At 64.3% G+C, this 24,672-nt stretch carries 23 protein-coding genes; 15 read left to right on the forward strand and 8 right to left on the reverse strand.

Annotation, left to right across the window (positions count from 1 at the left end; translation table 11 throughout):
- Positions 1 to 13 precede the first annotated feature (13 nt).
- Positions 14 to 1,501: an ATP-binding protein gene (locus VSR72_RS22515; RefSeq protein WP_342954538.1), complete on the reverse strand. Its 1,488-nt coding sequence runs from the start codon at positions 1,499 to 1,501 to the stop codon at positions 14 to 16.
- Between the two features lie 338 nt (positions 1,502 to 1,839).
- Here VSR72_RS22515 and VSR72_RS22520 point away from each other — a divergent pair, with 338 nt between their 5' ends.
- The 3 genes from VSR72_RS22520 to VSR72_RS22530 all read left to right on the forward strand — a co-directional run bounded on the left by VSR72_RS22520 (position 1,840) and on the right by VSR72_RS22530 (position 6,219).
- Positions 1,840 to 2,481 carry an HD domain-containing protein gene (locus VSR72_RS22520; protein WP_342954539.1) on the forward strand — a complete coding sequence of 214 codons (642 nt, stop codon included), beginning with the start codon at positions 1,840 to 1,842 and terminating at the stop codon, positions 2,479 to 2,481.
- Between the two features lie 220 nt (positions 2,482 to 2,701).
- A complete protein-coding gene (locus VSR72_RS22525) occupies positions 2,702 to 4,435 on the forward strand; it encodes a diguanylate cyclase (RefSeq protein WP_342954540.1) in 1,734 nt (577 codons plus the stop codon).
- A gap of 209 nt (positions 4,436 to 4,644) precedes the next feature.
- Positions 4,645 to 6,219, forward strand: coding sequence for an EAL domain-containing protein (locus tag VSR72_RS22530; RefSeq protein WP_342954541.1), 1,575 nt, complete (start codon positions 4,645 to 4,647; stop codon positions 6,217 to 6,219).
- Positions 6,220 to 6,232: 13 nt separating this feature from the next.
- Here VSR72_RS22530 and VSR72_RS22535 read toward each other — a convergent pair whose 3' ends face one another.
- Both VSR72_RS22535 and VSR72_RS22540 read right to left on the reverse strand, forming a co-directional pair.
- The gene (locus VSR72_RS22535; protein ID WP_342954542.1) at positions 6,233 to 6,871 is read right to left on the reverse strand and encodes a GNAT family N-acetyltransferase; all 639 of its coding nucleotides are present in this window, start codon (positions 6,869 to 6,871) and stop codon (positions 6,233 to 6,235) included.
- 112 nt (positions 6,872 to 6,983) lie between these two features.
- Positions 6,984 to 7,637, reverse strand: a complete 654-nt coding sequence (locus VSR72_RS22540) for a GntR family transcriptional regulator (RefSeq protein ID WP_342954543.1) — start codon at positions 7,635 to 7,637, stop codon at positions 6,984 to 6,986.
- Positions 7,638 to 7,757: 120 nt separating this feature from the next.
- Here VSR72_RS22540 and VSR72_RS22545 point away from each other — a divergent pair, with 120 nt between their 5' ends.
- The 7 genes from VSR72_RS22545 (at position 7,758) to VSR72_RS22575 (ending at position 12,888) form a co-directional block, all read left to right on the forward strand.
- Positions 7,758 to 8,231 carry an OsmC family protein gene (locus VSR72_RS22545; RefSeq protein WP_342954544.1) on the forward strand — a complete coding sequence of 158 codons (474 nt, stop codon included), beginning with the start codon at positions 7,758 to 7,760 and terminating at the stop codon, positions 8,229 to 8,231.
- Between the two features lie 260 nt (positions 8,232 to 8,491).
- Positions 8,492 to 8,938 carry an Ohr family peroxiredoxin gene (locus tag VSR72_RS22550; RefSeq protein WP_342954545.1) on the forward strand — a complete coding sequence of 149 codons (447 nt, stop codon included), beginning with the start codon at positions 8,492 to 8,494 and terminating at the stop codon, positions 8,936 to 8,938.
- A 61-nt stretch (positions 8,939 to 8,999) separates the two neighbouring features.
- Entirely contained in the window at positions 9,000 to 9,269 is a 270-nt protein-coding gene (locus VSR72_RS22555; RefSeq protein WP_342954546.1) for a hypothetical protein, read from the forward strand.
- 140 nt (positions 9,270 to 9,409) lie between these two features.
- Complete coding sequence (locus VSR72_RS22560) at positions 9,410 to 9,877, forward strand: MarR family transcriptional regulator (protein WP_342954547.1); 468 nt, start codon at positions 9,410 to 9,412, stop codon at positions 9,875 to 9,877.
- 145 nt (positions 9,878 to 10,022) lie between these two features.
- Positions 10,023 to 11,360 carry an epoxide hydrolase family protein gene (locus tag VSR72_RS22565; protein ID WP_342954548.1) on the forward strand — a complete coding sequence of 446 codons (1,338 nt, stop codon included), beginning with the start codon at positions 10,023 to 10,025 and terminating at the stop codon, positions 11,358 to 11,360.
- A 137-nt stretch (positions 11,361 to 11,497) separates the two neighbouring features.
- On the forward strand, positions 11,498 to 11,647 hold the full coding sequence (locus VSR72_RS22570; RefSeq protein WP_342954549.1) for a hypothetical protein: 150 nt from the start codon (positions 11,498 to 11,500) through the stop codon (positions 11,645 to 11,647).
- Positions 11,644 to 12,888 (forward strand): ATP-binding protein, encoded by a 1,245-nt coding sequence (locus tag VSR72_RS22575; RefSeq protein ID WP_342954550.1) that lies wholly within the window; start codon positions 11,644 to 11,646, stop codon positions 12,886 to 12,888. The genes VSR72_RS22570 and VSR72_RS22575 overlap by 4 nt, the downstream gene beginning before the upstream one ends.
- A gap of 17 nt (positions 12,889 to 12,905) precedes the next feature.
- Here the strand turns inward: VSR72_RS22575 and VSR72_RS22580 are convergent, their stop codons facing one another.
- A complete protein-coding gene (locus tag VSR72_RS22580; RefSeq protein ID WP_342954551.1) occupies positions 12,906 to 14,024 on the reverse strand; it encodes a succinylglutamate desuccinylase/aspartoacylase family protein in 1,119 nt (372 codons plus the stop codon).
- A gap of 68 nt (positions 14,025 to 14,092) precedes the next feature.
- Positions 14,093 to 14,863 (reverse strand): transporter substrate-binding domain-containing protein, encoded by a 771-nt coding sequence (locus VSR72_RS22585; protein ID WP_342954552.1) that lies wholly within the window; start codon positions 14,861 to 14,863, stop codon positions 14,093 to 14,095.
- A 133-nt stretch (positions 14,864 to 14,996) separates the two neighbouring features.
- On the opposite strand from VSR72_RS22585, the gene VSR72_RS22590 reads away from it, so the two are divergent.
- Complete coding sequence (locus VSR72_RS22590; RefSeq protein ID WP_342954630.1) at positions 14,997 to 15,920, forward strand: LysR substrate-binding domain-containing protein; 924 nt, start codon at positions 14,997 to 14,999, stop codon at positions 15,918 to 15,920.
- Between the two features lie 8 nt (positions 15,921 to 15,928).
- Here VSR72_RS22590 and VSR72_RS22595 read toward each other — a convergent pair whose 3' ends face one another.
- Positions 15,929 to 16,831 carry a LysR family transcriptional regulator gene (locus tag VSR72_RS22595; RefSeq protein WP_342954553.1) on the reverse strand — a complete coding sequence of 301 codons (903 nt, stop codon included), beginning with the start codon at positions 16,829 to 16,831 and terminating at the stop codon, positions 15,929 to 15,931.
- A gap of 130 nt (positions 16,832 to 16,961) precedes the next feature.
- On the opposite strand from VSR72_RS22595, the gene VSR72_RS22600 reads away from it, so the two are divergent.
- Positions 16,962 to 17,969, forward strand: coding sequence for an NAD-dependent epimerase/dehydratase family protein (locus tag VSR72_RS22600; RefSeq protein WP_342954554.1), 1,008 nt, complete (start codon positions 16,962 to 16,964; stop codon positions 17,967 to 17,969).
- A gap of 62 nt (positions 17,970 to 18,031) precedes the next feature.
- Here VSR72_RS22600 and VSR72_RS22605 read toward each other — a convergent pair whose 3' ends face one another.
- The gene (locus VSR72_RS22605) at positions 18,032 to 18,775 is read right to left on the reverse strand and encodes a peptidoglycan DD-metalloendopeptidase family protein (protein WP_342954555.1); all 744 of its coding nucleotides are present in this window, start codon (positions 18,773 to 18,775) and stop codon (positions 18,032 to 18,034) included.
- Between the two features lie 265 nt (positions 18,776 to 19,040).
- The gene (locus VSR72_RS22610; RefSeq protein ID WP_342954556.1) at positions 19,041 to 20,783 is read right to left on the reverse strand and encodes an IlvD/Edd family dehydratase; all 1,743 of its coding nucleotides are present in this window, start codon (positions 20,781 to 20,783) and stop codon (positions 19,041 to 19,043) included.
- Between the two features lie 268 nt (positions 20,784 to 21,051).
- Between VSR72_RS22610 and VSR72_RS22615 the strand changes: the two genes are divergently transcribed.
- The 3 genes from VSR72_RS22615 (at position 21,052) to VSR72_RS22625 (ending at position 24,672) form a co-directional block, all read left to right on the forward strand.
- Positions 21,052 to 22,020: an ABC transporter substrate-binding protein gene (locus tag VSR72_RS22615; protein ID WP_342954557.1), complete on the forward strand. Its 969-nt coding sequence runs from the start codon at positions 21,052 to 21,054 to the stop codon at positions 22,018 to 22,020.
- Between the two features lie 94 nt (positions 22,021 to 22,114).
- Positions 22,115 to 23,638 (forward strand): sugar ABC transporter ATP-binding protein, encoded by a 1,524-nt coding sequence (locus VSR72_RS22620; protein ID WP_342954558.1) that lies wholly within the window; start codon positions 22,115 to 22,117, stop codon positions 23,636 to 23,638.
- A complete protein-coding gene (locus VSR72_RS22625) occupies positions 23,635 to 24,672 on the forward strand; it encodes an ABC transporter permease (RefSeq protein WP_342954559.1) in 1,038 nt (345 codons plus the stop codon). Before VSR72_RS22620 ends, VSR72_RS22625 begins: the two co-directional genes overlap by 4 nt.

Here is a 24,672-nt window from a genome sequence, read left to right on the forward strand (position 1 = left end):
CCGGCTACATGAACTAGCCCGCGAAATCCTGCCCCGCCGGAAAGCGGCGGGGTTTCGCCGGTGCGTCATGCAGCGCGCGATCCGCGCTCGTGCCGGGCTCGGGCAGGCGGATCGTGAAGGTGGTGTGAACGTGTGGCTCGGACTCGCACGCTATCGTGCCGCCCAGCGCTTCGGCCACGCGGCGGCAGAACGTGAGGCCCATGCCGGTGCCGCGCCCGTGCGCCTTGGTCGAATAAAACGGATCGAACACGCGCGGCAAAATATCGCCGGGAATGCCACAGCCGTTGTCGGTAAAGCGCAGCACGCAAAAGTCCGCTTCGCTCGTCGCGCTGATCTCCACTCGGCCCACGTAATCACTCACCTTGTCGCTACGTTCGGCCATTTCCGCGTGAATCGCGAAGAGCGCGTTCTTGAGCAGATTGAAAAGCACGAACACGACGAGCGAATCCGAGCCCGAGAAACTCAGTTGCGCGTCGATGGGCGTCACTTCCACCATATCGCGCTCGCCGGTGCGAAATGGAAAGCGCTCGAGCGCCGCATTCACGCAGGAACGCACCGGGTAAGTCTCGAAGCTGCGCCGGTCGAGCCGGTCGAGCGTAAACGATGCCAGTGACATTTCAACCACTGTGCTCGTGCTGTCCACCTGGCGGCGTATCGACGTGGCGAGCGACGAAAGGCGCTCCGACTGCCCCGGGTAGAGTCCGTCCACGCACAACTGGTGCTGCACGGCCAACTGGTAGCCGCGCATAAGTTCGGGCAGCACATTGCCGATTTCCTCGGCATGCATGCCGATGGCCGCAAGCGGCGTGGCGACCTCGTGCGCCACCGTGGCCGCGATGAGGTACGGGCGCATGAGGCCGTAACGCACGATCGTGACCGCGAGAATGCCGAGGCTGATGGCGATGAACACCGCGCCCACGGGATAGAACGCGAGCCCGTAATTCACGGCGTAGTCGGTCGCGGCGAACGTGTAAAGGCCGAGGCTCACGAAGCACAGGTCGAGCAGCTTGCGGCGGTCGTGCGCCTGCGTCTGGCCGCGCGCAGCGTACAGCAGCCACGCGCTGCGGCAGGCGAGCAGCACCGTCTGCGCCACATGCACGGGATGCAGCATGCCCGCCTTCGGATACTTGCCGAAGAAGAACGTGCCGTAGCCGTCCACGACGGCGTCGCTCAACAGCAGCAGCGCCGCGAGCAGCACACTGAGCAGATAGGAGGCGATGAGCAGCGGGCGTTCGCCGCGCCGGCCGCTCACTTCGGTCACGAAGTGATAGAACGTGGTGGGCAGAAAGAGAATGAAGAAATATCCGCCCTTCACCAGCGCGGCGGAGAGTTCGGGGTCGGACGTCTGGAACAGAAAGGCCCAGGTGCCCTGCCAGAAGAACGTGGTCGCGCACATCAAGGCGAACGGCACCGAGAGGCGCGTGAAGCCCTCAGTCAGGAGCACGTAGACGCCGAATCCGAGAAATAATGCGGACACGAACGCTGGCAGGATCGAATACATAGTCTGTCGCGTGGGTTCTTGTTCTTATCAACCTGGTTGGCGCGGCGCGTTCCCTGCAGCGTCCCCGTGCGCCCAATTTGTGCGATTCGCAGGCCGGATCTCGCCGTCACATGCATAGCGCATTAAATGCGCGCCGATCGAATCGATTTTGCCGATTATCGCCGCTAATCCCTTATTGCGGCGAAATTTTGCCGATTTCGGTGCTGCCGATATGCGCCGCGAATCCCCGCTAGCGCAATTTCGGTCGAATTGGCAGAAAACCACGGTATCCGTCGATTGAGGACAACCCTGGCGCCACCCAGAATAGAGGTCATCACCCACCCCGACGGAGCACCAAGATGACCCCGACCCTTGCCGATGTCGCGATCCCCGACAGCAAACTCGCCCGCGAAATCACCGAACTCGTGCGCGATACCGAATCGCCGCTGCTTTTCCATCATTCGAGCCGTGTCTATTATTTCGGCGCGCTGGCCGGACGCCGGCTCGGCCTGAAGTTCGACCGCGAACTGCTCTACGCGGGCGCCATGTTTCATGACATGGGCCTCACGCACACGCACAGCAGCGAGCACGAGCGCTTCGAAGTGGACGGCGCGAATGCCGCGCGCGATTTCCTGCGCGGCCACGGCATCTCTCAGCACGACATCGACCTCGTGTGGACCGCCATCGCGCTGCATACGACGCCGGGCATCCCCCAGCACATGCATCCCGTGATCGCGCTCGTCACGGCGGGGGTCGAAATGGATGTGCTCGGCATTGCCTACGACCGCTTCAGCGACACCGAACGCGAGGCCGTGGTCCACGCGCACCCGCGCAGCGAGCACTTCAAGGAAGACATCATCCAGACCTTCTATGACGGTATCAAGCACAAGCCCGCTACGACGTTCGGCAACGTGAAGGCCGATGTGCTCGCCGACAAGGACCCGCACTTCCACGCCGGCAACTTCTGCAGCGTGATCCGCCATTCGGCCTGGCGCGGTTGAGTGTCGGGGAGCGCGCCATCCCGGAAGCCTGAGGCGGCGCTGACACGCCGCGCGGGCGCGGAGCCCCGCCCGACGGGCGATGCTATGCTCATCGCGATGCCCGGAACCGCGCCGCCGGGCCACGCCGCACCGCGATGCGCGCGCGTCCATTCGCAGTCCCGGGGGCTTCATGCAGCACACGCCAGGCCGCACGCGGCCGCATGGCTTTTCCAGCATGGTCATGAAACGCCCGCATCTCGTGGTGACGGTGTGCTTTCTCGCGGCCATGGCGCTCGTGACCGGCGTGGGCCTGCGCCAGATCTACCAGATGACGCGCTACGACCTCCATAGCCGCCAGCGCGACCTGGAGGTGCGGGCCGTGGCGGTGGACGCGCTGATCTCCGCCGAGCGCCGGCGTTTGCTGTTCCTGCGCGACTATGCAGAACACGTGCTCGCCTCGCCGAGTCAGCAGCGCGCCGGCCTGCAGGACCCGGCGGTACAGGCCGCGCTGCACGACAGCGACAAGCTGCAATGGGACGTTCCCGGCGCAATGGATGGACCGCTCGTTTTCGGCACCAATGCGCAGGGTCTCGCTGGAATCGAGGGCTTTCACCGCGACGCGGCCACGCTGCCCGCCGACATCGTGCTCGCGCGCTCGATCAGCCCGCTCCTCGCGATCAGCCAGAACGCCGACGCGGTGCAAAGCACGGTTGCCTACATCTCCGCCAACGGTCTGTACGTGCTCTCGCCCGCGCGCCCGGACGCGCCCGCGCCCGACCTGTTGCGGCGCTTCAGCACCATGCCCTACTACCACCCGCATCCCACCGGGCAGAGTGTGGCACACGATATCCTCTGGACTCCGATCTATACGGAATCGAAGAAAAGCGAGGCGATCGCCACGCTCAGCGTGCCCGTCTACGCGGAAGGGCGCTTTCGCGGCGCCGTGGTAATGGATGTCGCGCCCTCGCGCCTGCTCGCGCTCCAGCTCGCTTACGCCAACCTGGTCGACGACGAGGAACCTGCCGAGTTCGGTCTCCTGAACAGTAACGGCGACCTCGTGTATTTCGTCGATGGCAAGATCACCGCGCAGCGTCCCGCCAGATTCGATCCTTATCTGCTCGACATGGCGCGCGCGTCGGCCGCCGCCTGGATGCAGCGCGGCCAGGGCTACGCCCAGCGCGCCGGCAAGTATCTGATCTTCCAGCACGTGGGCGAGTCGCACTGGATCCTGCTCACGAACACAGACAACTCGGAACTCACGCTCGCGGCAGCGCGCCACGTGTTCAGCAGCCCGCTGATCGTCGCGTGGCTGGCGATCGCCGTGCTGCTCGTCGGCACGCTCTTCATCGTCAAGAACATCTTCGGCCAATACGTCGAGGCGAGTTCGCGGCTCGAAACGCTCGCGCGCAGCGATCCGCTCACCGGCCTCGCGAACCGGCGGCGCTTCCAGGAGGTCTTCGACGAAACACTCGAACGCGCCGCCCGCGAAGGCAATGACCAGGCGGCCGCGCCCGCCATGGCGATGCTGATGCTCGACATCGACTACTTCAAGCGCGTCAACGACCGCTTCGGCCACGCGGCGGGCGACCGCGTGCTGGTGATATTCGCAGACATCCTGCGCAAGAACCTGCGCAGCGCAGAAATGCCCGCGCGCGTGGGCGGCGAGGAGTTCGCGGCGCTGCTTCCCGGCGCCGATCTCGCCACGGCGGCAGGCGTCGCCGAGCGCATCCGTCTGGCGGTCGAAGCGCACTCGGCAGACTCGGCGCATGTGGCCAGCACGCCCGGCGAAGCCGTGAACCCGGATGCGATTGCATTCACCGTTTCCGTTGGCGTGGCGGCCAGTCCCGCCGATTGCCCCGCCCACTACGAAGCGCTCATGTCGGTGGCCGACCGGCGGCTCTATGCCGCGAAGGAAGGCGGCCGCAATCGCGTCGTTGCAGAGGATTCCCGATCGATCGATCCGGCGCGCGCTTGATTGATCCGCTGGCTACGCTCATGCGTCGTGCATGAGCGCAGGCCCCATCGGGCACTCTGATTGCTGTCTCGCGCGGGACAGCAGCGCGTCGCCCGCGCAGGAAAGACGCTACCATCGGCAGCGGCGATCGATGACGCGCTCGCGACACACGCCGCACATGCCCGCTACCCGTCGCCTTTGTTCGCGCAGCCGGAGTCCGACCGACCACCATGAGCAGCCGACTCACCGCCCTGACGACGTTTTGTGCCGTGGCGCTCGCCGTCCTGGTAACGCTCACGGTGGTGGTGTACGCAGCGGACGCCGTCTACGAACGCCAGCAGCGCGAACAGATCGATGTCTTTTCGAGGCGCGCGCTGCTGCGCGCCGAGCTGGTGACCTCCGAAGCCGAGACTGCGCTGCGCCAACTCGCGCCTTACTCCGACATGTCGTGCACGTTCGAACACATGCAGCGGCTACGGCAGATCGAGGAACAGTTTCGATACATTCGCGAAGTCGCCTGGACCGATGGCGAGGCGCTTCGCTGCAGTTCGCTGCGGGGCGCCTTCGACACCCCGTTGCCTCCGCCCGAATGGACCTACGCCGGCGGCTTCACCGCATGGCATACCGAAGTCGGCAAGCCCGGCAACGAGCGGCACATGCTCAACCTGCGCCTCGCCAATCATGTCGTGGTGATCGATCCGCGCTTCTACCTCGACATCGTGCCGCTCGACGACACCATCGAGCTGGCCGTGCTCGAAACGCAGGACGGTGCCGTCATTTCAAGCTGGGCGCGCACAGAATCCGCCCTGGTACGCGCGGCGCTCGAACGCACCCACAGCAGCCAGTATTTCGAGGGGCGCTATTACGTCGTGGAGCGCTCGAGCCGCTATCCCATCGCAGTGGTCTCGTACGAGCCCGAGGAGCGCCTGCGCCGCAACCTGCCCGCACAACTGCGAACCGTGCTCCCCGCAGCGCTCGTCCTGAGCGTAATCGGCACGTGGCTCGTCATGCTCTGGCGCCGCAAGCTGCGCACGCCACGCAACGCGATATTGGAGGGGATCCGGCGGCGCCAGTTCGTGGCGTGGCTGCAGCCGCTCGTTTCGCTGGAAAGCGGGCGCTGCGTGGGCGCGGAAGCGCTCGTGCGCTGGAAGCTCGAAGACGGCACCATCGCCGCGCCGGACACGTTCATTCCCATGGCGGAGTCGCTCGGCCTCATCGAGCCCATCACCGATCAGGTTGTGCGCTCGGTGTTCCATGGCGTGGGAGCCGTGCTCGCCAGGCGCGGCGATCTGCACGTCTCGATCAACCTCGCTGGCAAGGATCTCGCCGGCACACGCGTGCTCGAGGTGCTCAAGGCCAGCCTTGCGAAATATGCAGTGCGCCCCGAGCAGATCTGGTTCGAAGCGGTCGAGCGCACGCTCATCGATACAGCCAGTTCCGCGCCCGTTCTCGAAGCGTTTCGCGCGGCGGGCCACCGCATCTTCATCGACGATTTCGGCACGGGATATTCGAGTCTTTCGTATTTGCAGCAGTTGCCGGCGGATGGCATCAAAATCGACCGCTCGTTCATCCGTTCGCTCGCGAGCGGCGAGGAAATCAACAAAATCGTGCCGCACGTCATCGAAATGGCGCGCAGCCTCGACCTGATGATGATCGCAGAAGGTGTAGAGACCAAGGCGCAAGCGCAGTATCTGCGCGAACGCGGCGTGCAGTTCGCGCAGGGCTGGCTCTACGCGAAGGCCATGCCCGCCGACGAGTTCCTGCGCTATCTGGAGCGCGAAGCGGCGCGCACGCGCAAAGCGTAAGCGTGACGCGCGCTCAGGCGAACGGACTTGCCGACGTGCAGTGCGCCAGCGATCCAGTTACGTGCGGGTACCCCATGCCGCCACGCGCCACAGCGGCCTTGCTGAGCACGGCGCTGTCGTAGCCACGCCCGGCGAAACGTACGACATCGACGAGGCTAAAGCCTTGTGCGCGATAGAACGCAATGAGGTGAGCGGCGGGAAACGGCGTGTCGAGCGCGAGCTGCGTGCAGCCACGGGCAGCCGCCCAACGCCCCGCGAAAGCGAGCAGCGCACGGCCGATACCGCGGCCTTGCCATTTGGGCTCGATGCCGAACTGATGGACCGAAGCCACGCTGCGCAGGCGATAATGTTCGCACTGCGAATGACTATCGTGACCTTCCACCGTGAGCGAGCCGATGATCCGGCCATTGCAGACGGCGACGAAGCAATCTCCAGCCAGCGCGCGTTCACGCGTGAGGCTCACCGCCTGGTCGACGCATGCGCAGTGGAATCCGAGCGACGCAAGCCGCGAGAACGCGCGATGCAGCAAACGCGTGAGCGCTTCCCATGAGTCGTGGCGCGGATCGAAGCGCCTCAGCACGAGCCGGCCAATGCCGGGCTGCACAGAGGTGAACCGCTCATCCAGGCGCTCGGTTGCACGCGAGATCGACATGGCGTCTCCAGTCGTTTCGATGCATCCAGTCTAGGGTCTGGTCCGTAGGGGCCACAAGAAAAAATGTCGTAAAAACCAGGGCGATGGTCGTGAACACAATGATGCAAGCGCGCTAGCCTTGCGCGTCCATTCGCTCCACCACGGCGAGCACGATGCGCCTCGCCGAGCTGATATGCGCCACGGTCAGGGCGCGCGCGCCGCGTGCGTTGCGTGCGAGACACGCCTCCAGGATCGCCTCGTGTTCGTGCTGAAACGAGGGTGTATCGGCGAGCAGCGTATTCTGCAGCCGCTCGTAGCGATCCACCTGCGCGCGCAGTTCGCGGATCGCGGCCAGTTGCCGGGCGTTGCCGCAAGCACCGTAGAGCAGTTCGTGAAACTCGCGGTTGAGCTCGCCCTGCTTCTTCGTGGTGGCCGCCTCGTCGAGCAGACGGTGCACGAGTTCCGCGCGTGCAAGCGTTTCGTCGTCGATGCGCTTGACGCTGTGAAAGACCGCGTCGCCTTCGAGCAGCGCGCGCAAGCCGTAGATCTCCTCCACGTCTTGCACCGTGAGCATGCGCACCACCGCGCCGCGATTGCGGAAAATCTCGACCAGCCCTTCGCGCGCGAGCCGCTGGATGGCTTCGCGCAGCGGAATGCGGCTCACCTCGAAACGCTCCGCGAGATCGCGCTCGACAAGGCGCTCGCCGCTGCCCAGTTCGCCGCTCACGATCAGGTCGCGCAACCCGGACGCAACCGCGTCCGCCGTGGAGTCGAATTTTGTTTCCATGCGTGTTTTGCCCGGTTCCCGGCCAGTCCCGATTTTCACCATTTCGGCATAATGGTATACCAAAATGCCGAATGCGGTCATAATGACCCACCCCTTTTCGATGCAAAACGGAGAGTCAGCATGGCGCATGGCGAACACACCTACCGCGTTTCGGTGCAATGGACAGGCAATCGCGGCAGCGGCACCTCGGGCTATCGCGATTACGACCGCGATCACGTGATCCGCGCGAACGGCAAGCCCGACATCGCGGGTTCGTCGGACCCGGCCTTTCGCGGCGACGGCTCGCGCTGGAACCCCGAGGACCTGCTCGTGGCTTCGGCTTGCGCGTGCCACAAGCTCTGGTATCTGCACCTGTGCGCCGAAGCGGGCATCGCGGTGCTCGCCTATGAAGACGAGGCCGAAGGCACGATGGCGGATACGCCGCAGCGCGGCTCGTTCACGAAGATCGTGCTGCGCCCGCGCGTGACGATTCGCGCGAGCGACAACCGCAGCCTCGCCGAACGGCTGCATCACGCCGCGCATGAGCAGTGCTATATCGCCAATTCGGTGAACTTCCCCATTGTTTGCGAACCGTCCATCGAACTGGCTGCGTAAGCGCTCGCGAAAGCCTGAAGCGCCGTGGCGAGGCGCTTTCCCGGCCCCCCCGCGGGAGCCGGGAAAAAGGTTTCGATCGCGAATACCCTCTCTATACGATGGATAACATCTCACCGCGCCGAAGCTGCCCCATATAAATCGTATGCGAGTTAATCTCATGCGCTTGACAAGCCGGATTTCCTCGTCCATTATGCGTCGCATGCGATTCGATCTTACGCGACGCATATCACCGAACCCCGGATTCAATCAAGGAGCGCATCATGGCAACGATCGACAAAGTGCTGTTCTCGGGCAACACCCACACCACCATCAATCACGACCCCGCCGCCCAAAAAGGCGAATTTGGCGTGGTCGACCTCCAGCTCACATCTTCAACCGGCGACACGCTCGACATCGTCGCGACCGAACCGCACCCGCGCGCCGAGCAGTTGTTCGCCGGCGCATGGTCTGCCTGCTACATCTCCGCGCTCGGCATCGCCGCATCGCTGAAGAAAGTCGCGCTGCCGCAGGACGCTTCGGTGGACATCCAGGTCGACATCGGCCAGACCGGCACCGCCTGGTTCCTGGGCGCGCACTTCACGGTCACGCTGCCGGGCGTCGAGCAAAACGTGGCGGAAGCCATCGCGCGCAGCGCCCATCAGATCTGCCCGTACTCGAAGGCCGTGCACGGCAACATCGACGTGAGCCTGAACGTCGTCACCGCGTAACCGGCAAACGCAATCGCCACTCACACCCAAACTCACTGCACCTACCTAGCGAGATATCACCATGAAGACCCGACTCATCGCCACGCTCCTCCTCGCCCTTTCTGCTAGCGCAGCCGCGCCCGCATTCGCCAGCGGCTACGGCCCGGCCCCGAGCTACCGCCCCGAAATCGGCGCACCGGCATCGCAACGCGGTCAGAGCGTGCAAACGCTCGCGGCCGAGGGCACCGAAAGCGGCAACGCGGCCACGGCGTACGGCGGCATGACCAGTGTCACCTCGGACGCGGGCAGCCGCGTCGCCATGGAGCGAAGCAGCCTCTTCGCCCACCATTGATTGCGCCACCGCGTTGTGGCTGTTTCGCCGGGCATCGCGATGGCGGTGTGCGGCGAAACCGGTGTCGGCCTACGATATAATCGCAAACGATTAATTCAAGTTTGCGAGCCATCAAGGCCTTCGTCTGAAGAGGATTGACCATGAAATCGACGGACCACCCCGCGCAAGCCGCCAAGCCCGCGCCGCTCGCAGACTATCTTTGCTTTGCGGTCTACTCGACCAATCTGGCGTTCGGCAAGGCGTACAAGCCGATTCTGGACGAACTCGGGCTGACCTATCCGCAGTACATTGCGATCATCGCGCTGTCGGAGCAGGACAACCAGACGGTGAGCGGCCTGGGCGAGAAGCTCTTTCTCGAATCCAACACGCTCACGCCCATGCTGAAAAAGCTAGAATCAATGGGGTATGTGGAACGGCGGCGCGATCCGGAAGATGAGCGCCAGGTGCGTGTGAGCCTGACCGCCAGCGGCCGGAAGTTGCGCGAAAAGAGTCTGAAAATCGCGGATCTCACCGATGCGACCGGGCTGGGTCACGACGAATTCATGAAATTGCAGAAGGCGATTGTGACGCTGCGCGCCAATCTGATTCGTTCGATCGACACCGAATAGCCGTCACGCCAGCGCGTACCGTTTTTACGGGCCGGCTTCAGACACCAATAGTTAGGATTACGACTTATACCTTGGTTGCCGAGGTGAATGCGCACGTCTGTTGCTTTCTGCCCGCCACGGTACAACATCTCTATCAGGAACTTGTATGTCAACCGATCTTCAATCTCCACCCCTTTCGCGCCGGCGCTTCATCGGCGCCGCGGCCGCCACGCTGGTGGCGGGCGCCACAATGAGCCGGCTCGTTTTCGCAGACTCGAAGCCGTCGGCAAGCGGAATCACACAGATCGCCGCCGGCGATCCGTCTTCGATTCGCCCGCTTCGCGTGCACGTGCCAGACTCGGCGCTGACCGACCTGCGACGGCGCATCGTCGCCACGCAATGGCCCGAGCGCGAAACCGTCGACGACGCCTCGCAAGGCGTACAGCTCGCGACCATGCAAAGACTCGCCAGCTACTGGGCCAATGACTACAACTGGCGCAAGGTGGAAGCGCGGCTCAACTCGCTGCCGCAGTACGTCACGGAAATCGACGGACTCGATATTCACTTCATCCATGTGCGCTCGAAGCACGAAAATGCGTTGCCGATCATCGTCACGCACGGCTGGCCCGGATCGATCATCGAGCAGTTGAAGATCATCGAGCCGCTCACCAATCCGACCGCTCATGGCGGGAGTGCATCCGATGCGTTCGATGTCGTCATTCCCTCGCTTCCGGGCTACGGTTTCTCGGGCAAGCCGACGAAGACCGGTTGGGACCCTCAGCGTACTGCTCGCGCCTGGGCCGTGCTGATGGACCGGCTCGGCTACAAGCGCTACGCGGCGCAAGGCGGCGACTGGGGCAATGCCGTGACGGAGCAGCTGGCGCTGCTCAAGCCGGCAGGGCTCGTCGGCATCCACACCAACATGCCCGCGACCGTGCCCGACGCTATTGCCAGGTCGCTCAAGGACGGCACGCCGCCCCCCGCCGGACTTTCGACCGATGAGCAACACGCCTACGACCAGCTCGACAATTTTTACAAGCACGGTCTGGGTTACGCGCTGGAAATGGCGAACCGCCCGCAGACGCTCTACGCAATCCAGGATTCGCCAGTCGGCCTCGCCGCGTGGATGCTCGATCACGACGCCAGCGGTCAAGCGCTGATCGCACGCGTGTTCGAAGGCCAGCCCGAGGGCCTGACGAAGGACGATGTGCTCGACAATGTCACGCTCTATTGGCTGACGAAGACGGCGGTCTCTTCTGCGCGCCTGTATTGGGAAAACAAGCTCAACTTTTTCGAGCCCAAGCATGTCGAGCTGCCCGTTGGCGTGAGCGTCTTCCCGGACGAAATCTACGCGGCGCCCAAGAGCTGGACGGAACGCGCTTACCCCAAGCTGATTCACTACAACCGTCTGCCGAAAGGCGGTCATTTCGCAGCGTGGGAGCAGCCTGCCGCATTCACGGAAGAGGTTCGCGCGACTTTCAGGACGCTGCGTCAGCCTGCCTGACGAAATGCCACACGTGAGCCTTCGAGAGTCCGACGATTTTATCAAGGACTCCGAATGCTCACGCCGAATCCCCAGACCTGAGACCATGAACGCGACCCTTCCCAAATACTGCACAGCGAGGCCGCCAGCATCGCTCAATGGGAAAAACGGCGCATTTTCCGGCGCTTTTCCGTGAATCGAAGCGCTCGCGCTTCGCGGACAATGCCGGTTATAGCCAGATTTTCGGCTATTTCAACCATGCGCCCGCCGGCGCAAGCCAAACTTCGATGTCAAAAAAAGAAAGGTGATTGTCTTGTTTGCCCGGATTTTCCTGCTGTGGATGGCGTCGTTGATGCTGGCGCACGTCGGTTTTCGATATCTCGATGCGGATTCGCCCTTCAATTTCGGCGACACGGCGTTCGATCCGGCGTCCGCAGCGCACCCGGCCCAGCAGCAGGACGCCGAACTGGACCTGGAACTGGCCGCGCAAGGTGCGATCGTGCGGGGGATTGCTCCGTTGGTGTCGATCAAACCGGACATCGTCAATGTCGGCGCCGAGGTGGCGCCTCATCTGCGCGACGCCATTTGGGCGCCGTATGCCGCAACGTCGGCGAACGCGTCCTATCTTCGCAAAGCCTGTTCGTCGAGCCTCGTGTGCCTGAAAACGGTCGCTCGCTGGTTCGATGCACGATTCGCGGCGCTCCTGCTGGCCCTCTGCGCGCTGCTGCTCGCACTGCGCGCCTGGTGGCTACGGACGGTGCGCCGCGATCTGCTGGAAATGATTGACACGCTGCGCATCGCGACGAGCGGCACCGGTGCGCCCCCCGTGCTCGCGGACTGCCCGCGCAAACTCCACGGCCTCGCCTGCGCGATCGGCGATCTGGTGTGCCGCCGCAGCGGCGCGCTCGAGGACCAGTCGGCCACTTTCGCCGCTTTCCTGCGGCAAATCGAATCGCGGGCTGCGCGCTTGCGCGCCTATGCCATGACCGTCACGCGCTGGAATTTGCGCGTGGCGCTCGTCGAGGACATCGATCTCTTTCAGGACGTCGCGCGGCAGTTCGTCGATACGGCCGGCCACGGCGGTGCGAATCATGCGCCAGTGAACGTGGATGCCTATTTGAAGGACCGCTTCGTCTACGGCGCGCACGCGGACGCGAGCATCGCGCTGCGGCTGGACGCCGGCGAGGCGTTTGCGCTGCCGCGCTCCGCGCTCGCGCGGCTCGTTAACAACCTCGTGGGCAACGCACAGGCGCACGGCAAACCGCCCATCGAAATCTGCACGGCGCGCGGGTTGCGCACGTGGACTTTGAGCGTGCGCGATCACGGCGAAGGCGTCGGGGCGAATCTGCCCGAAGGTGGCGCGCTGGCGTCACCTGCGCTCGCCTCGCGCGCGGCGAGCCTCGGGCTCGATTCGCATTGGGGCATGGGCCTGTCGATCGTCCGGCGCCTCGCGCGCCTGTGCAACGCGAAGCTCAAGATCGGCAATCATCCCGAGGGCGGCCTCTGGGTGCGCGTGATCGTGCCGATGGATAAAACCCGCCAGGCCTGAAGGGAGTCCCCTTCGCCTCAAGCCCCCAGCAGCACGCCGCTGCGTGTTGGCCGCGTGCCCGTCACGCGGCCGAGCGGTGCGCCGGCCGTGACGAAGCGAATCGCCCTTCGCATATAGAAATTGCCTTCCACGGTGCTCTTCACCGTCGTCGTTTCGCCCGTCATCGGGTCGACGATATCGAAGAGCGGGTCGTTCTCGCGGATCCAGTCGCCGATCTTCGCGCGGTGCACGAGAATGCCGCTGTGCGGCGCATAGAATTGCGCGCTTCCGGCGAGCGGCGTAGCCGGCATCAGCAGTTCCGGCAGCGGCTTCACGTCGCCGGTGAGAATCGCGCCGCGCCAGCGCAGATAATCGATCAGCGCGTCGGCGTCCTGTTGCGCGCTTTCCCACGACACGTCGCGTTGGCCGCGGCACTCGACCGTCACCGCCGTGGGACCGGCGGGCACGGGCTGCGCGGCCGGCATCTCTTGTCGCAGTTGCCACCACAGCAGGCTATGCGCCTCGTCGAAAGCCAGCGCACCCGAGTCGGTCGCGAGCAATTGCGCCTGCGAACCGAGGTAGCGGGCAAGCGGCTCGACATCGGGCCAGCCGGCCTCGCTCGTGTACACGTGCATGACCGCCTCGAGCGAGCAATGCAGGTCGATGATGAGATCGGCGTCGTGCGAAAGCCTCAACAGCGCCAACTGGAGCGAATCGAATTCCGTGAGCGGATTCTGCGCGTCCAGCGCTTCGCGCATCAGTTGCCGGATCAGCTCGCGGTTGCGATCGACGTCCGCGCCGAGCGTTTCTTTCGCGCGCGCGAGCAGCCTGGGAAACGCGTGGAAATGGCGGTTGAAGTTCTTGCCGCTCGCGAGATCGAAGCGGCCGATGAACTGGCCAAGCACGTGCTGGTTAAGGCCAACCGGATTGGCAAGCGGCACGAGCACCACCTGCGCGGCGAGCGCGCCTTGCGCCTCGAGTTCGGTCAGTTGCGCGCGCAACAGCACGGCGGCCAGCATGGCGGGCGTTTCGTCGGCGTGAAGCGACGCCTGGATGTAGACCTTCTGGGGCGCGTCGGCAGGGCCGAAATGGAAGCTGGTCAGTTCGCGGTGCGTACCGGGCGTGGCGCTCAGGAGCGCAATGGATTGCTGGTTCATGAATTCAATGCGGTTTCAAAAAAATGTCCGGCGGCTCAGTTTCCGCTCAGTTGCCGCTCAGTTGCCGCTCAGTTTCCGTACGGATCGAAGTCGAAATAGCGATGCGCGATCTGCGCGTAAGTGCCGTCCTTCAGCATGGACGCAATCGCGTCGTTCATCTGCGCAGCGAGCGCGGTTTCGTCCTTGCGCATGCCGATGCCCGTGCCGCGGTCGCCCATCGATATCGGGCCGCCCGCAAACGCGAAGCCGTTGCCCTGGGGCGTGCGCAGGAAGCCGTAGTCGGCTTCGACGTAGCCCAGCAGCGCGGCGTCGAGCCGCCCGTTCACGAGGTCGGCGAACACCTCGTCCTGGCTCTTGTAGGTGACGACGTGCACGCCCGCCGGCGCCCAGTTCGCGAGCGCATAGGTCTCGAACTGCGTGCCTGCCTGCACGCCGACCGACTTGCCGGCCAGCGACTGCGCGGTGCCGCCGAACGTGGCGCCCTTGCGCGCGACGAGCCGCGACTTGAACTGGAACAGCTTCGACGTGAAGAGAATTTGCTGCTCGCGCTTCGCAGTGATCGCCATCGACGACATGACCGCGTCGATCTTGCGTGCCTGGAGCGCCGGAATCATGCCCGAGAACTCCAGCTCGACCCACTGGCAATGCGCATGAATACGGCGGCAGATCTCGTTGCCGAGATCGACGTCGAAGCCCTTGAGCGAGCCGTCGGGCGCCTTGGCGTCCATGGGCGGATAGGTCGGATCGATGCCGAGGCGCACGGTGTTGCCCTCGCGCGCGAAGGCACTGGTGCTTAGCGCAAGTGCAAGGGAAAGCAAGATCGACGGGATTGTTTTCATGACGAGCACACGATGAACTGCGGGGAAAGTGAGGGGTCTCCTGCCCGACCGATGTTAGGACGGCGCTGCGTTCGGGAAAAGCCCGGATTCGTCTATCATGATCACTTCCACCGATCGCAATGGATCATCGCCCATGAGCCTCACGCTTTCCCAGTTGCGCGTCTTCGTCGCCGTTGCCCAGCACGGCAGTGTGCGGGCGGCTTCGCGCGCGCTCGGCGTGGCGCAAAGCGGCGTGACGCAGCAATTGCAGAATCTCGAAGTCGAACTGGGTGGCGCGTTGCTCACGCGCACGAATCGCGGCGTGACGCTCACGGTGCTTGGGCAGCGCCTGCTGGTGCGGGCGGCGTCGATTCTCGGCGAGTGCGAGCGCGCAAGCGAAGAGGCGCAGCAACTGCGCGGCGATTACGCGGGCGAAGTGGCTTTCGGCCTGACGACCGACCCGCTAATGGACGCGCTCGTGCCCGTGCTCGGGCAGTACAGCAAGCGGTTTCCTCGCGTGGCGCTGCGACTGCGCACGGGAACGTCGCGCATGATGATTTCGTGGATTCGCGAAGGCACGCTCGATTTCGCGCTCGCGCTCGTTTCGGACCAGACCGATACGACCGATCTTTCCGTCACGGAGCTTTATCCATCGGATCCAGTGGTCGTTTGCCGCCGTGACCATCCGAAGGTGGGAGCGCGCTCGCTGCGCTCGCTCACGCACTGCGACTGGCTCGCCACACGCTCGCCCAATATCGCGGACGCCTTCGCTTCGAGCCGGCTCACGACGTTCTTCACCGACCACGGCTTGCCGCCGCCGCGCATCGTCGCGACGGTGGAGGGACTGTTCGAAACGCTGCATTGGGTCAGCGAGACGGACTGCCTCGCGCTGGAGTCGTCGGTGGTCGCCGCACGCGGGCCGTTTTCCGAGCGGCTCACGCGCATCAAGATCGCCGAGCGGCCAGCCGCGCAGCAGGTCTGCCTGCTGCAGCGCGCGGCCGTGCCGCTCACGCCTGCGGCACAGGAACTCGCGACCATGCTGGCTTCGTATACGCGCGCGGGTCGTGCGCCGCGTTGAAATCGCCGCTACGCGCCCGGTCCTTGTAGATAGGCAGTCAACCCCGACGCAAGCGCGGCAAATGTCACCGCGCAACGCGCGCTCGTGCGCAAATCCTCGTGCATGGCCACCCACGTATCCAGCGTCAACGAGAACTCTTCGCGCAGTACGCGAACCAGCTTCGGGTCTCTTGCCGCCAATGGCGACTGGCACCCGCCGATACCGAATCCCGCGCGTATCGCGGCCAACTGGGCGAGGTCGCTGTCGGCCCGAAATGCAAAGTTATTGCGGTTGTAGGCCGCAAACCTGGACTGGAGCGAGCGAATGTACGCGTTCTCCTGATCGAAGCCGATGACCGTATGGCGCGACAACTCCTTCATCGACCTGGGCACGCCATGAACCGCCAGATATCGTTCGTGGGCGTGCAGCCCGACCTCGATCGCGCCAATACGTTTGGCGACCAATGCCTCCTGCACGGGCCGGAACATGCGTATCGCAATATCGGCTTCACGACGAAGCAAGTCATCCGCTGTGTTCGACAGCACCAGTTCAATCGTCAGCTCCGGATATTCGTTGCGCAGGGCTGTCAGTATCGGCGGCAGGACCTCGACGCCAATGACCTGGCTTGCCGTCAGCCGCACCGCACCGCGCACACCCGATCCGTGACTGCTCGCCGCCCGGCGCAATGCGGCTGTGGTCGTCGCAAGACCGACGGCGTACGGTCTCAGTTCATTCGCCGCGGCCGTCGGTGAAAACCCATCGGACGAGCGCGTAAAAAGCGTGAGTCCCAGCGCCGCTTCCAGACTTTCGATGTGGCGGCCAACGGTGGGCTGCGTGATGCCCATCGCACGGGCGGCCGCCGACAACGAGCCGCTTTCCAGCACCTGCAGAAAACTCCGGTACCACTCCCAGCTCGGTTCCTTTTCGGCCATGTTCGGGTCCCCTTTTCGATCGCAATCTATACATAAATGTATAGCCTATCGCCTATTTTCGGTAATTTTCTATTGACGGCAAGCGGCGCAGAATGCCCTTCATCACAGCTCACCCGCAAGGAGAACCGGCATGAACACCATCCCCCTCAATCGACAGAACCGCGCACTCGTACTTGGCGCAAGCGGCGGAATCGGCAGCGAAGTCACGCGCCAGTTGCTAAGCGCCGGCTGGCAAGTCCGCGCGCTGCGGCGCGGCGGTGCGCCGGGAGCGGCTGCGGCCAGCGGCATCGAATGGCTCGACGGCGACGTGCTCTCGCCCGAAGCGGTCATGAACGCGGCGCAGGGCTGCAAGGTGATCGTGCACGCCGTGAATCCGCCCGGCTACCGTCGCTGGGCGCAGGTCGTCCTGCCGATGATCGACAACACGCTCGCCGCCGCGGCCGCCGTGGGCGCGACTGTCGTGCTGCCGGGCACGGTCTACAACTTCGGCCCCGAAACGTTCCCCGTGCTGCGGGAAGACTCGCCGCAGCAGCCGCTCACGCGCAAGGGCGCGATTCGCGTGGAACTGGAGCGGCGCATGAAGGCCGCGAGCGAGCATGGCGTGCGCTCGATCGTCGTGCGCGCGGGCGACTTTTTCGGGCCGCACGTGGGCAATAGCTGGTTTGCGCAAGGGCTCGTGAAAGCGGGCGCGCCTGTGCAGGTCGTGCGCCAGCCGGGTACGCGCGGCGTGGGCCACGCGTGGTCGTATGTGCCCGACGTCGCGCGCACGATGCTCGAACTGATCGAACGGCGCGACACGCTGCCTCCGTTCTCCACGTTCCACATGGCCGGCCACTGGGATGCCGATGGCTCGCAATTCGTCGAAGCGATCTGCCGCGTCGCCCGGCGTCACGGACTGAAGCCGCAAAGCAAGCCCTTTGCCTGGGCCTTCGTGCGCGCCATCTCGCCCTTCGTGACGACGCTGCGTGAACTGATGGAGATGCGCTATCTGTGGAGCGAGCCGTTGCAGCTCGACAATGCCCGGCTAGTCAGGGAGCTCGGGCGCGAGCCGCATACGCCGCTCGACGAAGCCGTCGAGGCGACGCTCATGGGCCTGAATTGCCTGAGCGCCGATGAGCGGGCGCCAAAAGCGGCCTAGCGATTGCACCTGCAAGCGCCTCACAATTTGCTATGGATTCCGAATCATATGGAAAAACGCAATCACGGCATAGCGGGCCCCGACCCCGGCGGCAAATACGCAAGCGGGTCCACAGCGTGCCCGTCCTCGCGCATCTCGAACTGCAACAGCGCCTGACCTTCGCTGCCGCCGCCCATCTCGGCAATGGTCGCGCCGCGCTGCACGCTGGCGCCTTCCGCCACCATCAGGCGACGGTTGTTGCCATAGGCCGTGACGAAGTGGTCATCGTGCTTCACGATGACCATGAGGCCATACTGCTTGAGCTTGTCGCCGGCATAGACGATCCGCCCGCCGTCCACGGCCTTCACCGCCGCACCGGCCTGCCCCGCAATCTCGATACCGCGCGAGCCTTGCGTGCCGAACTCGCGCACCACCGTGCCCGCAACCGGCCAAACGAAGCGGTTCACGGCCGGCGTGGCCAGCGCGGCCGCGCGCGAATCGCTCGCGACGCCCGAGGGCGGCCCCACGCGGAGCATCTGCCCTGCACGCACCGGGGAAGCGGCCTCCATGGCGTTCCATTGCGCGATCTCATCGGGCCGCCGCCCGAACGAAGCCGCGATCGAGTCGAGCGAATCGCGGGGCTGCACGCAGTAGTAGCCCGCGGCGGCGCTCACGCAAGCACCGGCTACATAACTGGGCACGGCGAACGGCTTTTCGGCGACACACCCCGAAAGCAGTCCCAGTGTGACAAGCAGGATAGGGGCGCCCGCAGCGCTGGCGCGCCAGCGCCATGAGCGAAGGCGGGTTGGTAGGTATCGTAGTTTCATGGCGAATCTCCGCGAATGGCTGAATGGGTCACTGCCGCCAGCCCGCCGGCTGGCATCCGCATAACGCGACCCATGTTTTCGCGTTGACCGCTCCATATGACGCACGACAAGCCTTTGCGTGCATACGATCCAACGTTGCGGAAAGCCCAAAACAATCAGGAAACCGAACGTAGGGAAACGTCGAAAGAGATCCGTTGAATCTTTAATTTTTGATGCGAGGGCGGGAACCCGCGTCTGCCGCAACGCGGGTTCCGCGCGAGCGATGTCAATGCGAATGGCTCGGCACGTCAGAGCCGCGGCAGCCCACCAGGAAGTCGAAATCGCAGCCCTCGTCGGCCTGCAGCACGTGCTCGACATAGAGCTTGCGATAACCGCTGCGATCGGCGGGAATGGGATGCTGATTCGCGGCCCATTCGTCGAGCCGCGCGACGATCGTCTCGTCGCTGATATCCACGCGCAGCGTGCCCTTTTCGCAGTCCAGTTCGATCCAGTCGCCGTCGCGAACGATCGCGAGCGGTCCGCCCGCGCGCGCTTCGGGGGCCACGTGCAGCACCACCGTGCCATACGCGGTGCCGCTCATGCGCGCGTCCGACACACGCACCATGTCGGTCACGCCCTGCGCGAGCAGCTTGGGCGGCAGGCCCATGTTGCCCACTTCGGCCATGCCCGGATAACCCTTGGGCCCGCAATTCTTCATGACGAGCACGGAATCTGCCGTGACGTTGAGTTCGGGGTCGCCGATACGCGCCTTGTAGTCGTCGAAGTTCTCGAACACCACGGCGGGCCCGCGATGCTTCAAGAGCTTTTGCGTGGCCGCCGAAGGCTTCAACACCGCGCCGTTCGGCGCGAGATTGCCGCGCAGCACGCACAATGCGCCGTCTTTCACGAGCGGATTGTCGAGCGGGCGAATCACTTCGGCGTTGTGGATGGGCGCTTCGCGCACATTTTCCCAGAGCGTTTTGCCATTGGCCGTGAGCGCGTCGGGATGCGGCAGCAGATTCGCTTCACCCAGGCGCCGCAACACGGCGGGCAGGCCGCCTGCGTAATAAAACTCCTCCATCAGGAAGCGGCCCGAGGGTTGCAAATCAACGATGGTCGGGGTACCGCGCCCGATGCGCGTCCAGTCGTCGAGTTCGAGCGGCACGCCGATGCGTCCCGCAATCGCCTTCAGGTGGATCGCCGCATTGGTCGAGCCGCCGATGGCCGCGTTCGTGCGAATCGCATTCTCGAAGGCCTCGCGCGTGAGCAGTTTCGAGAGACGCAAATCTTCGAGCGCCATCTCCACGATGCGCATGCCCGACATGTGCGCGAGCACGTAGCGCCGTGCATCCACGGCGGGAATCGCCGCGTTGTGCGGCAGCGTGACGCCGAGCGCCTCGGCCATGCACGCCATGGTCGAAGCCGTGCCCATGGTGTTGCAGGTACCCGCCGAGCGCGACATGCCCGCCTCCGCCGACATGAACTCGTGAATCGAGATCTTGCCCGCCTTCACCTGCTCGCTCAGTTGCCATACCACCGTGCCCGAGCCAATATCGCGCCCTTCATGTTTGCCGTTGAGCATCGGGCCGCCGGTCACGGCAATAGCCGGCACGTCGCAGCTCGCGGCTCCCATCAGCAAGGCAGGCGTGGTCTTGTCGCAGCCCACTAGCAGCACGACGGCATCGACGGGATTGCCTCGTATGGATTCCTCAACATCCATCGAAGCGAGGTTGCGCGTGAACATCGCCGTGGGCCGCAAGTTCGACTCGCCGTTCGAGAACACCGGAAACTCAACCGGGAAACCGCCGGCTTCGTATATGCCGCGCTTAACGTGCTCGGCGAGCTTGCGAAAGTGCGCGTTGCAAGGTGTGAGTTCCGACCACGTATTGCAAATGCCGATAATCGGCTTGCCGGCGAATTCGTGATCCGGGATTCCCTGATTCTTCATCCAGCTCCGGTACATGAAGCCGTTTTTGTCCGTGGTGCCGAACCACGCGGCCGAGCGAAGCTTGGGCTTACGGGTGTTCATGGCTTTGCCCACTTAGTGAGAAAGTCCTATAAATAGCATGACTATATGGACTGCGATTATCGGGAAAACGCTAATCGAATCCGTTCCGGACGTTGCATATAGTTTGTCTATTGTGGTCAGCAGGGGCGGCTAACGGTTTACCGAAAGGATATAACCGGAGGCCAGGGATGGCGCGATACTTCTCGTGATACTGTCCGGCCGTGATGGACGCGGGTGTAGCGCCATGAATTAAAGAAATACAACGCACAGAGCTACATCGGAGACACGCATGAAACTGGCAACTCGCATGGTAAGCGGGCTGGTCGCTACGGCGGCCGCTTTTTCGTTGGCGGCGGGCGTCGCGCACGCCGAAGACAAGCAGATCACGCTAGGCTTTGCGCAGGTCGGCGCGGAAAGCGCCTGGCGCACGGCCAACACGGTGTCGGTCAAACAGGCCGCGAAAGACGCCGGCATCAATCTCAAGTTCTCAGACGCCCAGCAGAAGCAGGAAAACCAGATCAAGGCGATCCGCTCGTATATCGCCCAGAAGGTCGACGTGATCGCGTTCTCGCCCGTGGTGGAATCGGGCTGGGAGCCGGTGCTGCAGGAAGCCAAGCGCGCCAAGATTCCCGTGATCCTCACGGACCGCAACATCGACGTGAAAGACCAGTCGCTCTACGTGACGATGATCGGCTCGGACTTCCTGGAAGAAGGCCGCCGTGCGGGCAAGTGGCTTGAAGATCACTACAAGAGCAATCCCGGCCCGATCAACATCGTCGAACTGCAGGGCACCGTGGGTTCCGCACCGGCCAACGACCGTCACTCGGGCCTCATGGAAGTGATCAAGAACGATCCGAAGTTCAAGATCATCGCGTCGCAAAGCGGCGACTTCACGCTGGCCGGCGGCAAGCAGGTCATGGAAGCGTTCGCGAAGACGTATGGAAACAAGATCAACGTGGTCTACGCGCATAACGACGACATGGCGCTCGGCGCGATCCAGGCCATGGAAGAAGCGGGCATGAAGCCGGGCAAGGACATCAGCGTCGTGTCGTTCGACGCCACCAAGGGCGGCTTCGAGGCGATGATCGCCGGCAAGATGAACGTCGACGTGGAATGCAGCCCGCTGCTCGGGCCGCAGCTCATGAGCGCCGTGAAGGACGTCGTGGCGGGCAAGCAGTTGCCCAAGCGCATCGTGACGAACGAAACGGTGTTCCCGATGGATGTGGCGGCGCAGGTGCTGCCGTCGCGCAAGTACTAAACTCGCTGCAAGCGGCGCGGTGTGCTTCGTAGCCCTTAGTACGTAAAGGGTTCACGAAGTCCGCCGCGCGCTCTGGCCTCTTTCACGGTTGCCCATGAGCGTTTCCCCGATACTCGAAACTGTCGGTCTTACCCGAACCTTCCCCGGCGTGCGTGCGCTCGACCGGGTCGATTTTCGTCTGTACCCCGGCGAGATTCATACGCTGATGGGGCAGAACGGCGCCGGCAAGTCCACGCTCATCAACGTGCTGACCGGCGTGCACCAGCCAGAGGCTGGCGAGATACGCCTCGCGGGCCAGGCGGTGCACTTCGCGACGCCGCAGATGGCGGAGGCCGCCGGCATCCAGACGCTCTACCAGGAGGTCAATCTCTGCCCGAATCTCTCGGTGGCAGAGAACATTTTCGCGGGTCGCCAGCCGCGCAAGCGCGGCCTCGGCCTGATCGACTGGAAAACCATTCATCGCCGCGCGGAAGAAGCGCTCGCGGAACTGAATCTCTCGCTCGACGTCACGCAATCGCTCGACACTTACCCCATTGCGATGCAGCAGATGGTGGCGATTGCGCGCGCGGTGTCCGTCGATGCGCGCATTCTGATTCTCGACGAACCGACTTCGAGCCTCGACGAAGGCGAAGTCGCGCGCCTCTTCGACGTGCTGCGCAAGCTGAAAGCGTCGGGCATTGCGATTCTGTTCGTCACGCATTTTCTGGAGCAGACCTACGCGATTTCCGACCGCATCACGGTGATGCGCAACGGCGAGCGCGAAGGCGACTATCTCGCCGCCGATCTGCCCGTGCAAACGCTGGTCGCGAAGATGGTGGGCCTGCAGAACGCGGGCGAGCGGCTCACGCAAACCGAGGCCGCGCACAATGAAACCGCTGCTTCGGACGCCGAACCGTATCTCGCCGCACAAGGCGTGGCGCGCCGCGGCGTGCTGAACCCGCTCGATCTCGAAGTACAGCCGGGCCAGATTCTGGGCCTCGCCGGCCTGCTCGGCTCGGGCCGCACGGAAACCGCGCGTCTGCTGTTCGGCGCGGATAAAGCCGATGAGGGCACGGTGCATATCAACGGTAAGCCGGTGAAGCTTTCTTCCCCGCGCGACGCCGTACGGCACGGCATGGCCTATTGCCCCGAAGACCGCAAGAAAGAAGGCATCGTCGCCGATCTGTCGATACGCGAAAACATCGTGCTCGCGCTGCAGGCGCAACTGGGCTGGTGGCGCATGATCCGGCGTTCGCGTCAGCGCGAACTGGCCAACGAGTATATCGAGCAACTCGGCATCAAGGCGCGCGACGCCGAGCAGCCCATTGGCCTGCTTTCGGGCGGCAATCAGCAGAAGGTACTGCTCGCGCGCTGGCTCGCGACCAAGCCGCGTTTGCTGATACTCGACGAACCCACGCGCGGCATCGACGTAGCCGCCAAGTTCGAGATCATGGACCGCGTGCGCGCGCTTTGCGCGAAAGGCCTCGGCATTCTGTTCATTTCGTCGGAAATTAGCGAAGTGGTGCGCGTGAGCGACCGCATCGCCGTGCTGCGCGACCGGCGCAAGGTGGCCGAGCTTTCGGGCGCATCGCGCTCGGAGCACGAAGTCTACGACCTCATTGCCGGAGACCGTCGATGACGCGCCCCGCTCTCCCCGCCTGGCTCTCGCTCGTCATCCGGCATCCGCTGGTGTGGCCGGCGGTCACGCTCATCGCTCTTTTCGTCGTCGATGTCGCGCATCGCGGCAACTTCCTCGCAATCACGATGCTGGGCGGCCACCTGTTCGGCGCGCCCATCGACATCCTCATGCGCGCCGCGCCGCTCGTCGTGGTGTCGCTCGGCATGACGCTCGTGATCGCCACGCGGGGCATCGACATTTCCGTGGGCGCCGTCGTGGCGATCGCGGGTGCAGCGGCCGCCACGGTGCTCGCCGCCGATCCTTCGCGCGTGGGCTTGGCGTTCGGCGCGGCGCTTGCGGTGGGTCTACTTGCCGGCATCTGGAACGGGCTGCTCGTGGCGTTCGTGGGCATGCAGCCGATCATCGCCACGCTCATTCTGATGGTGGCGGGCCGTGGCGTGGCGCAATTGCTCACGGGCGGACAAATCATCCCGATCGGCGCGCCCGGCTACCTCTTCGCGGGCGGCGGCTATTTCGCGCTGATACCGTGCGCCGTGTGGATCGCGCTCGCCGTGACCGTGCTCACCGCGCTCATCGTCAATCGCACCGCGCTCGGGCTTTTCATCCGCTCGATCGGCGTGAATCCGGTGGCCGCGCGCCTTGCGGGTCTTTCGTCGCAAGCCGTGGTGTTCGGCGCGTATGCGTTCTGCGGCGTGACCGCTGCGATTGCGGGCATTCTCATCAGCTCGAACGTGCGCAGCGCGGACGGCAACAACGCGGGCCTCCTGCTCGAACTCGACGCCATTCTCGCCGTGACGCTCGGCGGCACTTCGCTGCTGGGCGGGCGCTTCAGTCTCGCGGGCACGGTGCTCGGCGCGCTCATCATCCAGACGCTCACCTACACCACCTATTCGATCGGCGTGCCGCCCGAGGCCACGCTCGTCGTGAAGGCCGTGGTCGTGCTGCTCGTGTGCCTGATCCAGTCGCCCGCCGCGCGCACCTTCGCGTTCCAACAACTCAAGCGTATTGCTCTCGCACGCCGCGCGCGCGCCTGA

The sequence above is a fragment of the Paraburkholderia sp. JHI869 genome (assembly GCF_038900775.1).
Taxonomy (GTDB): domain Bacteria; phylum Pseudomonadota; class Gammaproteobacteria; order Burkholderiales; family Burkholderiaceae; genus Paraburkholderia.